Source organism: Paracoccus halophilus, assembly GCF_000763905.1.
Taxonomy (GTDB): Bacteria; Pseudomonadota; Alphaproteobacteria; order Rhodobacterales; family Rhodobacteraceae; genus Paracoccus; species Paracoccus halophilus.
This window is the reverse complement of the sequence record NZ_JRKN01000015.1, coordinates 29,066-44,270: the sequence shown is the minus strand read 5'-3', so window position 1 is coordinate 44,270 and position 15,205 is coordinate 29,066. Positions and strand designations below refer to the sequence as shown.

16 protein-coding genes are annotated in these 15,205 nt (G+C 66.8%); 5 read left to right on the top strand and 11 right to left on the bottom strand.

Translation table 11 applies throughout. From position 1 onward, the window contains the following. Window positions 1–17: 17 nt before the first annotated feature. Complete coding sequence (locus IT41_RS11640; RefSeq protein ID WP_036741471.1) at window positions 18–914, top strand: LysR family transcriptional regulator; 897 nt, start codon at window positions 18–20, stop codon at window positions 912–914. A gap of 161 nt (window positions 915–1,075) precedes the next feature. After that, a complete protein-coding gene (gene aspA / locus IT41_RS11635) occupies window positions 1,076–2,482 on the top strand; it encodes an aspartate ammonia-lyase (protein WP_139221615.1) in 1,407 nt (468 codons plus the stop codon). Between the two features lie 138 nt (window positions 2,483–2,620). On the opposite strand, the gene IT41_RS11630 is transcribed toward aspA, so the two are convergent. Continuing rightward, window positions 2,621–3,823 carry a pyridoxal phosphate-dependent aminotransferase gene (locus IT41_RS11630; protein ID WP_036741467.1) on the bottom strand — a complete coding sequence of 401 codons (1,203 nt, stop codon included), beginning with the start codon at window positions 3,821–3,823 and terminating at the stop codon, window positions 2,621–2,623. 108 nt (window positions 3,824–3,931) lie between these two features. Between IT41_RS11630 and IT41_RS11625 the strand changes: the two genes are divergently transcribed. Both IT41_RS11625 and IT41_RS11620 read left to right on the top strand, forming a co-directional pair. After that, window positions 3,932–4,174, top strand: coding sequence for a succinate dehydrogenase assembly factor 2 (locus IT41_RS11625; RefSeq protein ID WP_052081460.1), 243 nt, complete (start codon window positions 3,932–3,934; stop codon window positions 4,172–4,174). 91 nt (window positions 4,175–4,265) lie between these two features. Further along, window positions 4,266–4,781 (top strand): MarR family winged helix-turn-helix transcriptional regulator, encoded by a 516-nt coding sequence (locus IT41_RS11620; protein ID WP_036741465.1) that lies wholly within the window; start codon window positions 4,266–4,268, stop codon window positions 4,779–4,781. 165 nt (window positions 4,782–4,946) lie between these two features. Here IT41_RS11620 and IT41_RS11615 read toward each other — a convergent pair whose 3' ends face one another. The 3 genes from IT41_RS11615 to IT41_RS11605 form a co-directional block, all read right to left on the bottom strand. Next, entirely contained in the window at window positions 4,947–5,375 is a 429-nt protein-coding gene (locus IT41_RS11615) for a VOC family protein (protein ID WP_036741464.1), read from the bottom strand. A gap of 311 nt (window positions 5,376–5,686) precedes the next feature. Next, window positions 5,687–6,133: an Hsp20 family protein gene (locus IT41_RS11610; RefSeq protein WP_036741550.1), complete on the bottom strand. Its 447-nt coding sequence runs from the start codon at window positions 6,131–6,133 to the stop codon at window positions 5,687–5,689. A 214-nt stretch (window positions 6,134–6,347) separates the two neighbouring features. Continuing rightward, window positions 6,348–6,584 (bottom strand): YdcH family protein, encoded by a 237-nt coding sequence (locus IT41_RS11605; RefSeq protein ID WP_036741462.1) that lies wholly within the window; start codon window positions 6,582–6,584, stop codon window positions 6,348–6,350. 96 nt (window positions 6,585–6,680) lie between these two features. On the opposite strand from IT41_RS11605, the gene IT41_RS11600 reads away from it, so the two are divergent. Beyond that, the gene (locus tag IT41_RS11600; RefSeq protein ID WP_036741460.1) at window positions 6,681–7,433 is read left to right on the top strand and encodes a DUF599 domain-containing protein; all 753 of its coding nucleotides are present in this window, start codon (window positions 6,681–6,683) and stop codon (window positions 7,431–7,433) included. On the opposite strand, the gene IT41_RS11595 is transcribed toward IT41_RS11600, so the two are convergent. The 7 genes from IT41_RS11595 to IT41_RS11565 form a co-directional block, all read right to left on the bottom strand. Beyond that, entirely contained in the window at window positions 7,344–8,540 is a 1,197-nt protein-coding gene (locus IT41_RS11595; RefSeq protein ID WP_036741458.1) for an MFS transporter, read from the bottom strand. The genes IT41_RS11600 and IT41_RS11595 overlap by 90 nt on opposite strands. Window positions 8,541–8,662: 122 nt before the next feature. Next, on the bottom strand, window positions 8,663–9,445 hold the full coding sequence (locus IT41_RS11590) for a crotonase/enoyl-CoA hydratase family protein (protein WP_036741455.1): 783 nt from the start codon (window positions 9,443–9,445) through the stop codon (window positions 8,663–8,665). After that, the gene (locus IT41_RS11585) at window positions 9,442–10,299 is read right to left on the bottom strand and encodes a hydroxymethylglutaryl-CoA lyase (RefSeq protein ID WP_036741548.1); all 858 of its coding nucleotides are present in this window, start codon (window positions 10,297–10,299) and stop codon (window positions 9,442–9,444) included. The genes IT41_RS11590 and IT41_RS11585 overlap by 4 nt, the downstream gene beginning before the upstream one ends. Before the next feature lie 10 nt (window positions 10,300–10,309). Continuing rightward, window positions 10,310–12,235: an ATP-binding protein gene (locus tag IT41_RS11580; protein WP_036741452.1), complete on the bottom strand. Its 1,926-nt coding sequence runs from the start codon at window positions 12,233–12,235 to the stop codon at window positions 10,310–10,312. A 79-nt stretch (window positions 12,236–12,314) separates the two neighbouring features. After that, window positions 12,315–12,800 (bottom strand): O-acetyl-ADP-ribose deacetylase, encoded by a 486-nt coding sequence (locus IT41_RS11575; protein WP_036741450.1) that lies wholly within the window; start codon window positions 12,798–12,800, stop codon window positions 12,315–12,317. Further along, a complete protein-coding gene (locus tag IT41_RS11570; RefSeq protein ID WP_036741546.1) occupies window positions 12,797–13,441 on the bottom strand; it encodes an ankyrin repeat domain-containing protein in 645 nt (214 codons plus the stop codon). Before IT41_RS11570 ends, IT41_RS11575 begins: the two co-directional genes overlap by 4 nt. An 11-nt stretch (window positions 13,442–13,452) precedes the next feature. Further along, entirely contained in the window at window positions 13,453–15,057 is a 1,605-nt protein-coding gene (locus IT41_RS11565; RefSeq protein ID WP_036741447.1) for a carboxyl transferase domain-containing protein, read from the bottom strand. Between the last annotated feature and the right edge of the window lie 148 nt (window positions 15,058–15,205).

Here is a 15,205-nt window from a genome sequence, read left to right as displayed (position 1 = left end):
GCAACAGGAGGACGCGGATGGATTTCAAATGGCTCGAGGATTTCCTGACCCTGGCCGAGACGCACAGCTTCTCGCGATCGGCCGAGCTGCGCGGCGTCACGCAAAGCGCCTTCAGCCGCCGCATCCGCGCGCTTGAGGAATGGCTGGGCACCGATCTTCTGTCCCGCGAAAGCTATCCCGTCACCCTGACCCCCGAGGGCGTGCTGTTTCGCGAAACCGCCGAGGAAACCGTGCGCATGATCCATGCCCGGCGGGCCGAGTTTCGTGACCATGCGCGCAACCATGGCGGCGAGATTTCCTTTCTGTCGCTGCACAGCCTGACGGTGACCTTCCTGCCCGGCTGGCTGATGCGGCTGAAATCGGTCGCCGGCCAGATGACCAGCCGCGTGAAACCGGAAAATTTCGACCGCTGCATCGCCTCGCTGACCGAAGGCGGCTATGACTTCTTTCTGACCTATGCCCATCCGCAGGTGAATATCCCGCTGGACCCGGCGGGCTATCCGCATCTGACCGTCGGCCAGGACAGCCTCGTCGCTGTCGCCCGCCCCGGCTGGCCCGAGGAATGGAAGACCGAGGGCATGCCGATGCTGAAATATTCCCGCGGCTCGTTCCTGAACGCCATGGCCCGGATCGCGCTGGCCCGGCCCGGCGCGCCGAAAACCTATGTCGCCCATACCGACGAATCCTCGATGGCCGAGGCGATGAAAAGCATGGCGGTGGCCGGGCATGGCGTGGTCTGGCTGCCGCGACGCCTGGTCGAGGCGGAACTGGCCGCCCGCCAGCTGGAGGTCGTCGCCCCGGAACTGCCGATGGAGATCCGGCTTTACCGCAACGCCGCGCGCGGACGCGGCATCACCGGACGGGTCTGGCAGGCAGCGGCCGAACTGGGCAAAGGTTATGCGAAATCCGAATAACCCAGCATGACTTGGCATTGGCGCCGTCACAAAAACGCGCCTAGATTGTCATGACAGGGATCAGACATCCCGCGACATCGAAACAGCTTCAGGATAATCCCGCATGCCACCCGGGCCCCGCCAAAGGCGGGCTCTGCGGTCATGCGGTCAGGACAATGATAATGAAAAAAACCCGCCTCGAACATGACTTGCTTGGTGACCGCGAAGTGCCCGAAGATGCCTATTGGGGCGTCCATTCGCTGCGCGCGGTCGAGAATTTCCCGATCTCGGGCCAGCCGATCGGCGATGTCCCCGAACTGGTCCGCGCCCTTGCCGCGATCAAGCAGGCCGCCGCCATGGCCAATGCCGATCTGGGCCTGCTGTCGCGCGAACGCGCCGATGCGATCATCGCTGCCTGCCAGGAGATCCGCGCCAATCACCTGCACGACCAGTTCGTCGTCGACCAGATCCAGGGCGGCGCCGGCACCTCGACCAATATGAACGCCAACGAGGTCATCGCCAACCGCGCGCTGGAAATCATGGGCCATGCCAAGGGGGAATATAAACTCCTGCACCCCAACGAGCATGTGAACATGAGCCAGTCGACCAATGACGTCTATCCGACGGCGCTGCGCATCGCGACCTGGCGCGGCCTGCAGAACCTGATCGCGGCGCTGGCCTCGTTGCGGGGGGCATTCGCCGAAAAGGCCGAGGAATTCGCCGATATCCTGAAAATGGGCCGCACCCAGCTGCAGGAGGCGGTGCCGATGACGCTGGGCCAGGAATTCAACGCCTATGCCATCACCATCGCCGAGGACGAGCAGCGCCTGGCCGAAGCCGCGCAGCTGATGTGCGAGATCAATCTGGGCGCCACCGCCATCGGCACCGGCATCACCGCCCATCCCGAATATGCCGAAAGGGTGCGCGCGCGGCTGGACGAGATCACGCTGATCCCGGTCATTACCGCAGCCGATCTGGTCGAGGCGACGCAGGATACCGGCGCCTTCGTGCAGGTCTCGGGCGTGCTCAAGCGCGTCGCGGTCAAGCTGTCCAAGATCTGCAACGATCTGCGGCTGCTGTCCTCGGGGCCGCGGGCGGGCCTGAACGAGATCAACCTGCCCGCCAAACAGGCCGGCTCCTCGATCATGCCGGGCAAGGTGAACCCGGTGATCCCCGAAGTGGTCAATCAGGTCGCCTTCGAGGTGATCGGCAATGACATGACCATCGCCATGGCGGCCGAGGGCGGGCAGCTGCAGCTGAACGCCTTTGAGCCGGTGATCGCCTATAGCGCCTTTCGCTCGCTGAGCCATCTGATCGCCGCCTGCGAAACGCTGGAGGTGAACTGCGTGCGCGGCATCACCGCCAATCGCGAGGTGCTGCGCGAGACGGTGCGCAACTCGATCGGCATCGTCACCGCGCTGAACCCCTATATCGGCTATGCCGCCGCCACCGAGGTCGCAACCGAGGCGCATCTGACCGGGCGCGGCGTCTATGATCTGGTGCTGGAAAAGAACCTGCTGCCCAAGGAGCGGCTGGACGCGATCCTGCGTCCCGAAAACCTGACCCGGCCGCAGCATTTCATATCCTGACCCCCCAGTCGGGATAGCCTGCGGCCCCGCCTGACCGGGGTCGCAGGCGATTTCGTCCGGCAAAAAGGCGCGCAGCTTGCGGATCGCCGGCCGGTTGCGCCGCTATCTGTGGCAGCGACCCCGCGGATCAGAGCGCCGCTAGCGCATCCCTTCGCAAAATCTGCGGATCCTGGCGCAGGCATCGGCCAGCACCTCATCCGAGGCGGCGTAAGAGAACCGGAAATGCGGGCTGAGGCCGAAGGCCGCGCCAAAGACGACCGCCACGCCGGTCTCGTTCAGCAGCGCGGTGGCGAATGCCTCGTCATCCGCGATCACCGTGCCGCCGGCCGAGGTCCTGCCGATCAGTTCGCGGATCGAGGGATAGACATAGAACGCCCCCTGCGGCACCGGGCAGGAAATCCCGGGACAGGCATTCAGCGCCGCGACCACCAGATCGCGGCGGCGCTGGAACGCGGCGCGGCTGGTCGCGATATAGTCCTGCGACCCGGTCAGTGCCGCCAGCGCGGCATATTGGCTGATCGAGCAGGGATTCGAGGTCGATTGCGATTGCAGCTTGGCCATCGCCCGGATCAGCTCGACCGGGCCCGCGCCATAGCCGATGCGCCAGCCGGTCATGGCATAGGCCTTGCTGACCCCGTTCATGGTCAGCGTGCGGCCCTTCAGCCCCGGCTCGATCTGCGCCGGCGTCACGAAGCGGAAATCATCAAAGACCAGATGTTCATAGATGTCGTCGGTCAGCACCCAGACTTGGGGATGACGCATCAGCACCTCGGTCAGCGCGCGCATGTGGTCGGCGCCGTAGCCTGCCCCCGAAGGGTTCGAGGGCGAATTCAGGATCACCCATTTGGTGCGGGGCGTGATCGCGGCCTCCAGCTGATCGGGCGCGATGCGATAGCCGTCCTGCATGCTGGCGGCCACGATCACCGGCGTGCCGCCGGCAAGCAGCACCATATCGGGATAGCTGACCCAGTAGGGCGCGGGAATGATCACCTCGTCGCCGGGGTTCAGCGTGGCCATCAGCGCATTGTAAAGGATCTGCTTGCCGCCCGTGCCGATGCTGACCTGCGCGGGTTCATAGTCCAGCCCGTTCTCGCGCGCGAATTTCTCGCACACCGCGCGCTTGAGTTCGGGAATGCCGTCGACGGCGGTATAGCGCGTGCGCCCGGCGTCGATCGCGGCCTTCGCGGCCTCGCGGATATGTTCGGGCGTGTCGAAATCCGGCTCGCCGGCGGACAGGGTGATGACATCGCGGCCCTCGGCCGTCAGTTCCTGGGCGCGGCCGGTGATCGCGATCGTGGGCGAGGGTTTGACGCGGGCAAGCGTCTGGGACAAAAAGCGCATCAACTTCATCCTGCGACTGGTGTGCCCGGACCATAGGCACAGCTGCCGCAGACAGACAAGCCGGGGACAGGCGTGACAGATAACGAAACAAGGCTGAAACGGTTGCGGATGCGCAGCTGGCGGCGCGGCACGAAAGAGATGGACCTGATTCTGGGCCCTTTCTCGGACAGCGAACTTGAGCGGCTGACCCCGGCCGAACTGGATCTTTACGAGGCATTGCTGACCGAGAACGATCAGGATCTTTACCCCTGGATCACCGCGCGGCTGGGCGATGCCCGTCCCGGCCCCGAGCCGCTGTTGCCCCTGCTGGACCGGATCGCCGACTTCGCCCGCGAGCGTCTGGCGAAATAGCGGCAATTTTAGCGAAATACGCGCGGGTTAACCGAAGCTTGGGGATTTTGCGGCATGCTGGCTGAAACGATCCCTCAGACGGAAACCGCATATGCCTCAGAGCAGCCCTGCCCGATCGGTGCCCGCCCTGCGCCCCGTGCCGCATGACAACAGAACCGGGGCCTATCTTGAAAGCCTGCAGATCCTGGAAAGGCTGCACCGGCTGCTGCTGGATCTGGTCAAGGACGAGTTCGAGCGGCTGGGCCAGTCGGACCTGACGCCGGTTCAGGCGCTGCTGATCTACAATCTCGGCACGGCCGAGGTGACGGCGGGCGAGCTGCGCTCGCGCGGCATGTATCAGGGATCGAACGTCTCCTATAACCTCAGGAAGCTGGTCGATCTGGGCTATGTCCACCATGAGCGTTGCGATATGGATCGCCGCTCGGTCAAGGTGCGCCTGACCCCGAGCGGGCAGGAGATGCGCGACCGCGTGGCCGAGCTTTTCGCCCGCCACGCCGAGGGGCTGGATCTCTCGGGCGTTCTGGACGACCCGCCCATCGAAACGGTCAACCTGCAATGGCGGCGGATCGAACGTTTCTGGGCGGAACAGATCCGTTACATCTATTGAGCCCCGGCCGGTCTGCAATTTGCGTGACAAGACCTATCCCGAACCATGCCGGCCACCTGTTCCGATACCGCCGCGAAGGGATCGCTGGAAAAACGCACGGCATTGCCGAGCCAATCGCCTGCGCTTAACGCCCGGCGACGCGGCCCGACAATGCGGCGCGGCCAATTACCAGTGGCCGGTGTTTTCCATGCTGGCCCAGGGCTCCTGCGGCGGCAGGTGTTCGCCCTCCTGCAGGAGTTCGATCGAGATATTGTCCGGGCTGCGCACGAAAGCCATATGCCCGTCGCGCGGCGGGCGATTGATCGTCACGCCCGCATCGGCCAGCTTCTGGCACATCTCGTAAATATTCTCGACCCGATAGGCCAGATGTCCGAAATGCCGGCTGTCCGAGGGCAGGCCGTCATCCCCATCCCAGTTATAGGTCAGTTCGACCGGGCATTCATGCTGACCGGGCGGCGCCAGGAAGACCAGCGTGAACCGGCCCTTGTCATTGTCGATGCGCCGCGTCTCCTCAAGCCCCAGCAACCGGAAGAACTCGATTGTCTTTTCCAGATCCTTCACGCGGATCATGGTGTGCAGATAACGAACTTTCATCTTCGCCCCTTTCCGTAATTTGCCGCAGCTTGGCATCCCGCGCCGGTGGCGGCAACCGAAACACAAGGGCAACGCGGCCGGCGCCCTTGCGCCCGTATCATTTCCATGGCGGCGGGCGCCGCTGCGCGGCTTGCCGCCGACTTGCCGATCCGGTCATCCCCGGAAAGGCCGCCTGCCGCGGCATCGACCCGAATCGCCGGGCGCAAGGGCGCCGGCTCATATGAAATGGGGCACGGAAAACCCCGCGCCCCTGCTTTCCTGTCCGGAAATTCCGCAATCCGGGGCAGCGCCCGGATGCGTTCGATCCGGGATCAGGCGTCCAGTTTCTCGACCGATTTCACCGATCTGGCGATTTCGATCCTGCGCGGCTTGAGCGCCTCGGGCACTTCGCGCACAAGGTCGATATTCAGCATGCCGTCCTCGTGGCTGGCGCCGGCGACGCGGACATGATCGGCCAGCGTAAAGCGGCGCTCGAACGCGCGGGTGGCGATGCCGCGGTGCAGATAGCTGCGGCTGTCATCCTCGGGCGCCTTACGGCCCGAAACGATCACCGCACCTTCCTTGACCTCGACATTCAGGTCATCGACGCCGAAACCGGCGACGGCGATGGAAATGCGATAGGCATTCTCGCCGGTCTTTTCTATATTGTAGGGGGGGTAGCTCGCGATATCGGCCGACAGCGTCCGGTCCAGAACATCCGCCATCCGGTCGAAACCGACCGAGGCACGATAAAGCGGGGTCAAATCAAAATTGCGCATCATTCGCATCCTTTCCCAAGCGATACAAAAGGTTGCCCCCCGGTTGTCGGGCGGGCAGATCCGCCGGCGCCTGCTGGCCATCCGGCAGCGATTCACTTGGGATTGTCCGCACGCCTTTTCAAGCCCCCGGGCATTACGAAACATGTGACCGCATATGCGAAAGCCGCGCCCGTGACGGGGCGCGGCCTCCGGTGACTGCGGATGATGCCGCGGCTCAGGCGGCCGAGAGCATCCGGGCGATTTCATCCTTGAGCGCGGCGCGCTTCTTGCGCAACGCCACCTCGGCCTCTTCCGACATCGGGACGTGCCGGCTTTCGGCGCCAAAGACCTGATCGTTTATCTCGTCATATTCCTGCAGGAGGCGGGCAAAATGCGCATCCGATACCTTCAGCTCGTGGATGCGTTGGGCCTGGTTCGGAAATTCCTCGTGAATTGCGTGCGGCGCTGCCATGATCACCCTCGGGTTTATGTGTTGCGTTCGTCGCCGTCACCTAGGCACGGCATCGGGACTTGGCAATATCGCCCGGGCGTGACTATTAGTCGCGGCATGGACATCGCGTTTTCCCTTCCCGGTCCCTTCAGCCTGGCCGATATCGGCGCGCTGATCTGGCTGTTCGCGGCCTGGCTGGGCATTGGCTGGATCACCGAGCATCCGCCGAAGAACCGGCCCTCGGTCTCGGTGCTGATGAAGGATTATCGCCGCGAATGGATGCGCCATTTCATCACCCGCGATCCGCGCATATTCGACGCCAATATCCTGACCAGCCTGCGCGAGGGCACGGCCTTCTTTGCCTCGGCCTGCATGATCGCGGTGGGCGGCGGCCTGGCGCTGATCGGCAATACCGACCAGATCGCCGGCGTCGCGCGGCAGTTCGACCTTGAGCAGGTGCCGGCGCTGAAATGGGAAATCAAGATCGTCGTGGTGCTGTTTTTCGTGGCCAATGCGCTGCTGCGCTTTGTCTGGTCGCACCGGCTGTTCGGCTATTGCGCGGTGATGATGGCCTCGGTCCCCAATGACGAAAGCGATCCGCGCGCCCTGCCCGCGGCGCTGCAGGCGGCCGAAATCAACATCACCGCAGCGCGCAGCTTCAATTCCGGGCTGCGCTGCGTCTATTTCGCGCTGGCCGCATTAGGATGGCTGGCCGGACCGCTGGGGCTGTTCCTGACCGTCGGCTATGTGCTGTTCATTTCGTGGCGGCGGGAATTCGCGTCAAATTCGCGCCGGGTGATCCTGCATTCCGTCCCCGAAAGCCCGGGCATGATAGCAGGCCAGAGCAAAGGCCATGAGCCCCGCGACTGACAGCGCCACGGCGACCATCCCCGAGGATCGCCAGCCCCAGCCCGCGGCCAGCGCCAGCCCGGCCAGCCAGGGCCCCAGGGCATTGGCGGCGTTGAAGGCCGCGTGGTTCATCGCGGCTGCCATGGATTGCGCCTCGCCCGCGACATCCATCAGCCGGGTCTGCAAGGGCACCACCATGCCCGAGCCCAGCCCCAGCAGCAACGAGGACAGCACCATCAGCCACCAGTTGCCCACCGCATAGGAGGCGAATCCCTGCGTCATCGCCATGAAGGCCATCAGCCGGAAACCCGCGCCCCAGGTGCCATGGCGCATGGTCAGCCGCGCCGCCAGAATGCTGCCCAGCGTACCGCCGATGCCGAATGCCGACAGCATGGCGGGAACCGCCCAGCCGGGCGGCTGCGCGGTGGCGAGCATGGCCGCCGACAGATAGGAATAAACCGCGAAAAGACCACCAAAGCCGATGGCACCGACCAGCAGGATCAGGATGACCGAGGGGTTGCGCAACGCCTTCAGCTCGTCCATCGGCCGCGCGGTCCTGTTCACGCCCACGCTCGGCGCCAGCCGCAGGATCAGCCAGCCGGCGATCAGCGCCAGAACACCGGGCAGCGCGAATCCCCAACGCCAGCCCAGCCCCTGCCCCAGCATGCCGGCCAGCGGCACACCGGCGATATTTGCGATGGTCAGGCCCAGCAGGACCTGGGTGATGCCCCTCGCGCGCTGTTCGCGCGGCATGGCATCGGCGGCAAACAGCATCGCCACGCCCAGATAGCCGCCATGTGGCAGCCCGGCCAGAAAGCGCATCCCCACCAGCGTGCCATAGCCCGGCAGCACCGCCGCCAGCAGGTTCACCGCCCCGTATAGCGCGATCAGCGCCGCCAGATAGCGCCGCCGCGGCAGCTTGGCCCCCAGGATCGAGGTGATCGGCGCGCCCACCACCACGCCAAGCGCATAGGCGCTGACGACATGCCCCGCCTGCGGCTCGGTGACCGCAAGGTCGGCGGCGTACCAGGGCAAGAGTCCCATCGCCGCGAATTCCGAGGTGCCGATGGCAAAGGCGCCAAGGCCCAGGGCAAGGATCGCAAGTTTCAGGTTCGGCTGCGGCTGCATGGCGGCACCTTCGATGTTCAGGCTTGAGGCTGTCGGGGTCGCCGTTTGCGATAACAGGAAACCCCGCCGCCGTCACCATGCCTTGATGGCAGGGCATCCATGCGCTGCGCGCAAATGTCGCGTCACGCCTGCCAGCGCGGCTTGCGCCTGTCAAAAAAGGCCGCGATGCCCTCGGGGGCCTCGTCGCCCTCCCAGACCTCGACCAGGGCCTCGATGCTGGCCTCGATCTCGGCCTCGCCGATCGCCGGGCCAAGGCGGCGGGCCAGCCGCTTGGCCGCCGCCACCGCGCCCGGCGCGCAGTCCAGATAGGGCAGGATCTCGGCCTCGACCGCCGCATCCAGCGCCTCGGGAGCGGCCATGGCCGCGATCAGGTTCAGGCGCAGCGCCTCTTCGGCGTCGAACAGGCGGCCCGACATGAAGACGCGCCTTGCCCTGTCCTCGCCCATGCGGGCCAGGACATAGGGGCCGATGGTGGCGGGGATCAGGCCCAGCCGGGTTTCGGTCAGCCCGAAACGCGCCCCGGGCGTGCAAATGGCGACATCGCAGACCGAGATCATGCCGATTCCGCCGCCGAAGGCATTGCCATGCACCCGCGCGATCAGAGGTTTCGGCAGCAGGTTCAGCAGGTTCAGCATCTGCGCGAGTTCACGCGCGCCCGCGCGGCGGGTCTGGCGATCCGCGCGCATCTGGTCCTGCATCCAGCCCAGATCACCGCCGGCGCAGAAGCTTCGGCCCTCGGCCGCCAGCACGACGACGCGTATCGCGGAGTCGTCCGCCAGTTGCCGCGCGGCCTGCGCCAGTTCGCGGATCATCCGCGCTGACAGGGCGTTGTGCTTGTCCGCGCGGGCCAGCCACAGATGGGCCACGCCGCGGTCGTCGCGCTCGATCCGGATGGTTTCCATCATTCACCTCCTGCCCGCATGGCCTGCGCCATGATTGCCGCTCTGTCGATCACATCGAGATCCAGCCCGGTCCGATAGCCCCGCGCGGCCAGATGCCGGGCGACCTTTTCGCTGGCGACATTGCCGCGCGCGCCGGGCGCATAGGGGCAGCCGCCCAGGCCCCCGGCGGCAGCGTCGAAGACCCGCAAGCCGCGCGCAAGGCTGGCGTCGATATTGTCCAGCGCCCGGCCGGTCGTGTCGTGGAAATGCCCGGCCAGCCTGTCGGGCGGCAATTCCGCGAGAACGGCCTTCAGCATGGCATCAACGGTCTCGGGCCGGCCCTGCCCGATCGTATCGCCAAGGCTGATCTCGTAGCAGCCCATATCGCGCAGCGCGGCGGCGACGCGGGCGACATTGCCGGGCGGAACCGGGCCGTCAAAGGGGCAATCCGTCACCATCGAGACATAGCCGCGCACCGGCAGCCCGTCTGTTGCGGCGGCCCCCGCGACAGGCGCGAAACGCTCGAGGCTTTCAGCGACGGACGCGTTCAGATTGGCGCGGGAAAACCCCTCCGAGGCGGATGCGAAAATCGCGATCTCATCGGCGCGCGCGGCGCGGGCGCCCTCATAGCCGCGCAGATTCGGGGTGAGCACCGCGTAGCGGATACCCGGCAGGCGCGCGATCCCGGCCATGACCTCGGCCGCGTCCGCCAGCTGCGGCACCCATTTCGGGCTGACGAAGCTGGTCACCTCGATGCGCCGGAACCCGGCGCGTGACAGCAGATCGACCAGCGCGATCTTGTCCGCCGCCGGGATCAGGCGCTTTTCGTTCTGCAACCCGTCGCGCGGCCCGACCTCGAAGATTTCGGCCTGCGGCATCGGCATCGGCTCAGTCATCCTCTTCCTCCAGCCGGATCAGCGGCGCGCCGGCCTCGACCTGATCGCCGGGTCCGGCCAGAACCTCGGCCACGCGCCCGTCGCGGGCGGCGGTCAGGGTATGTTCCATCTTCATCGCCTCAAGCACGGCCAGCCGGTCGCCGGCGGTAACCTCCTGCCCCGGCACGACGAAGACCGCCTTGACCAGGCCGGGCATGGGCGAAAGCGTCAGCCCGCCGCCCGCCTCGGCACCGCCGCGCGCCAATGGGTCCAGCGGGGTCAGCGTCAGCGAGCGCCCGCCAAAGACGCTGGTGCCGGCCGCATGGTTGACGATGCGCCAGTTGCGCGGCCGGTCATCGACCCACCAGCGCCCGCCCTCATGCGCGATCTCATGCGTGGCGTCGCCCAGCGTGACGCGCGCCCGGCCCGGGCCAAAGACCTCGATCACGGCCTCGCCGCCCTGCCATGCGATGGTGCGGCGCAGCGGCTGCCACAGCGTGATGCCGCCGCGTACGGTCGGGTCCTGCAAGCCGGCAAGGCCCAGCACCGCCAGCGCCCGGCAGGCCGGATCGGGTTCGGCGGCGAGGGACAGCGCATCGAGATCGCGGCCGATCAGCCCGGTATCGACCTCGCCCCGGGCAAAGCCCGCATGCCGGGTCAGGGCGATCAGGAAATCGAGATTGGTGACCGCGCCCGCAACCTCGGTATCGGCCAGCGCGGTTTCCAGCGCGCGCAGGGCAATGGCGCGGGTGGCGCCATGCGTCACCACCTTGGCGATCATCGGATCGTACCAGGGGCTGATCGTATCGCCGGGCCGCACCCCGGTTTCGATCCGGGCGTGATCGGGAAAGCGCAGATGCGCAAGGGTTCCCGTGGCGGGCAGGAAACCGGCGGCGACATCCTCGGCGTAGAGCCGCGCCTCGAAGGCATGGCCGCTGATCGAAAGCTGGTCTTGGGTGGCGGGCAGCCCCTCGCCCGAGGCGACGCGCAGCTGCCATTCGACCAGATCGATGCCGGTGATCAGTTCGGTCACCGGATGTTCGACCTGCAGGCGGGTGTTCATCTCCATGAACCAGAAGCCGTCGGGGCGCAGCCCGTCCGCGCCATCGACGATGAATTCCACGGTGCCGGCGCCGGCGTAGCCGATCGCCTCGGCGGCGCGGGTGGCGGCGGCGCCCATGGCGGCGCGCATCTCATCGGTCATGCCGGGGGCCGGGGCTTCCTCGATCACCTTCTGGTGGCGGCGCTGGAGCGAGCAGTCGCGTTCGAACAGATGCACCGCGCGGGTGCCGTCGCCGAAGACCTGCACCTCGATATGGCGGGGCTGCTGGATATATTTCTCGATCAGCACGGCCGGGTTGCCGAAGGCGGTCGCGGCCTCGCCCTGCGCGGAGTCGAGTGCCGGGGCGAAATCGGCCGGCCGCTCGACCAGCCGCATGCCCTTGCCGCCGCCGCCGGCCACGGCCTTGATCAGCACCGGATAGCCGATGGTGTCCGCCTGCGCGGCCAGATGCGCGGGGTCCTGGTTTTCGCCGTGATAGCCGGGCACGACCGGAACGCCCGCCTTTTCCATCAGCGCCTTGGCCGCGTCCTTGAGGCCCATCCTGCGGATCGCCATGGCCGAAGGGCCGATGAAGGTCAGCCCGGCTTCGGTCACGGCGTCCACGAAATCCGGGTTCTCGCTGAGGAAACCATAGCCCGGGTGAATGGCCTGGGCGCCGGTTTCCCGGGCGGCGCGGATGATGGCATCGCCGCGCAGATAGCTGTCCCTGGGCGCCGGGCCGCCGATATGGACCGCCTCATCGGCCATGGCGACATGGCGCGCGGCGCGGTCGGCATCGGACCAGACCGCGACCGTGCGGATGCCCAGCCTGCGGGCCGTGTCGATGACGCGGCAGGCGATTTCACCGCGATTGGCGATCAGAATCTTATGGAACATAACGGTTCCCTTCGCTGGCGGCAGCCGGGGGCTTCGCGCCCCCGGACCCCCGCGGGATATTTGCATGAAGAAGAAAGGCTCATATCAGGGCCTTTTCGAGGGTGGCGGCGCTGGTCGCGTCGAAGGCGACAAGGGTGACGGCAAGGGTCCCGGCATGGGCGCGGATCGTGCGGATGGCGATGCGGGCGGCGCGCTCGGGTGGAAAGCCGTATATGCCGGTCGAGATGGCCGGAAAGGCGATCGTCTGCAGCCGGTATTCATGCGCGAGGGCGAGGCTGTTGCGATAGGCGGCGGCGAGCAGCGCGTCCTCGTCCCGGGCGCCGCCATGCCAGACCGGGCCGACGGTGTGGATGACATGGCGCGCGGGCAGGTCATGGCCGGTGGTGATGCGTGCCTCGCCGGTGGGGCAGCCGCCGAGCTTGCGGCATTCCGCCAGCAGGCCGGGGCCGGCCGCACGGTGGATCGCGCCATCGACGCCGCCGCCGCCCAGAAGCGAGGGGTTCGCAGCGTTGACGATGGCATCGACGGCCAGCGTGGTGATATTGCCCAGCCAGATATCGATCACCTGCCGCCCCCCTTTGCGATCAGTTCAGCCATGGCCCGAAACCCCATCCTGCGCGCATGCTGCAGCGGCGTCACGCCGTCGAAATCGGGAATGTCGGGATCGGCGCCGCCGTCCAGCAAGGCCGCCACGACCTGCTGCTGGCGCGCGCCGCCATCGCCAAGGACGACCGCCTCCATCAGCGCGGTCCAGCCCAGATTGTTGACATGATCGGGATCGACCCCGGCCCGGAGCAATATGCGGACGGTTTCGACATGGCCGCGCTCGGCCGCCGGGATGAGCGCGGTGCCGCCGAAGCGGTTAAGGTCCGCGAGATCCGCGCCGCGTTCCAGCGTCATCAGCAGGATCTCCTGATGGCCGCGCGCGCCGGCATAGAGATAGGGCGTGTCCTCGATCGCGTCCCTGGCGTTCACATCGGCACCTGCCTCGATCAGCGCCCGCGCTGCCTCGACATGGTTTGCGCGGGTGGCGAGCATCAGCGCCGTCTCACCCTTGTCGTTGCGTGCCTCGATCAGGCTGCCCGCCGCGATTTCGCTCCGGACCGCCGCGGCGTCGCCGCGTGCGGCGGCCCGCAGCAAGGCCGTTTCATCGGCCTGCGCGGCGCAGGCGGTCAGCAGAAGCGGCAGCAGCAGTTTTCCGGCCATCGCCATTTTCCTTACATCCGGAATATGCCGAAACGCGTCGGCGCGATGGGCGCGTTCAGGCTGGCGCGCAGGGACAGGGCCAGCACCTCGCGCGTCATGCGCGGATCGACGATGCCATCGTCCCAGAGCCGGGCCGAGGCGTAAAGCGGGTGGCTCTGGCGTTCGAACATCTCGATGGTGGGGCGCTTGAATTCGGCCTCTTCCTCGGCGGACCATGTGCCGCCGGCGCGCTCGATCCCGTCGCGCCGCACGGTGGCAAGGACGCCCGCCGCCTGTTCGCCGCCCATGACCGAGATGCGCGAATTGGGCCAGGTCCAGAGGAAACGCGGGCCATAGGCGCGCCCCGCCATGCCGTAATTGCCGGCGCCGAAGCTGCCCCCGACCAGCATGGTGATTTTCGGTACATTGGTGGTCGCCACCGCCGTCACCATCTTGGCGCCATGGCGCGCGATGCCTTCGTTTTCGTATTTGCGCCCGACCATGAAGCCGGTGACATTCTGCAGGAACACGAGCGGGATGTTCCGCATCGAGCAAAGCTCGATGAAATGCGCGCCCTTTTGCGCCGCCTCGGAGAAGATCACGCCGTTATTGGCGATGATGCCGACCGGGCAGCCCTGGACATGGGCGAAGCCGGTCACCAGGGTTTCGCCGAAGCGCGCCTTGAACTCGTCGAAGCGCGAGCCGTCCACGACGCGCGCGATCACCTCGCGGATGTCATAGGGGGTGCGCAGATCGGCGGGGACGGCGCCCAGGATTTCCTCGGGGTCATAGGCGGGGTCTTCGGGTGCCTGCCAGGCGATTGCCGGCGCGTTTGCGCGGTTGAGGTTGCCGATGGCGCGGCGGGCCATGGCCAGCGCATGGGCGTCATCCTCGGCCAGGTAATCGGCCACGCCGGACAGGCGGGTATGGACGTCGCCGCCGCCCAGATCCTCGGCGCTGACCACCTCGCCGGTGGCGGCCCTGACCAAGGGCGGGCCGGCGAGGAAGATCGTGCCCTGATCGCGCACGATGATGGTGACATCGGACATGGCCGGAACGTAAGCCCCGCCCGCCGTGCAGGAACCCATGACCACGGCGATCTGGGCGATGCCCTGCGCCGACATCTGCGCCTGATTGTAGAAGATCCGGCCGAAATGGTCGCGGTCGGGAAAGACCTCGTCCTGATTGGGCAGGTTCGCGCCGCCGGAATCGACCAGATAGATGCAGGGCAGACGGCATTCCTGCGCGATTTCCTGCGCGCGCAGGTGCTTTTTCACCGTCATCGGGTAATAGGTGCCGCCCTTGACCGTGGCGTCATTGGCGACGACCATCACGTCCTGGCCGTGGACGCGGCCGATCCCGGCGATCAGCCCCGCGCCGGGAGCCGCGCCGTCATACATGCCATGCGCCGCCACGGTCCCGATTTCCAGAAAGGGCGAGCCGGGGTCGAGCAGATTCGCCACCCTTTCGCGCGGCGGCATCTTGCCGCGGCCGGTGTGGCGCGCCATGGCCTTGTCGCCGCCGCCGGCCGCCGCCGCCAGCGCCGCCGCGCGCGCGGTGTCCAGCATCTCCAGATGCGCCTGGCGATTGGCGCGGAAGGCGTCGGATGTGGGGATGACCGAGGATTGCAGCTTCATTCCATGTCCTCGCGTTTTTCGGGGTCCTGGCGGGTTGTCCGGCGGCATGGGCAGGCCCTGCGCCAGGTTGTCGCAACGGGCGCCCATCCGGTCCCGGGTTGATACAGATCAAAGCTGCGCGACACGAAAACCTGTTCTGTGCTGCCGG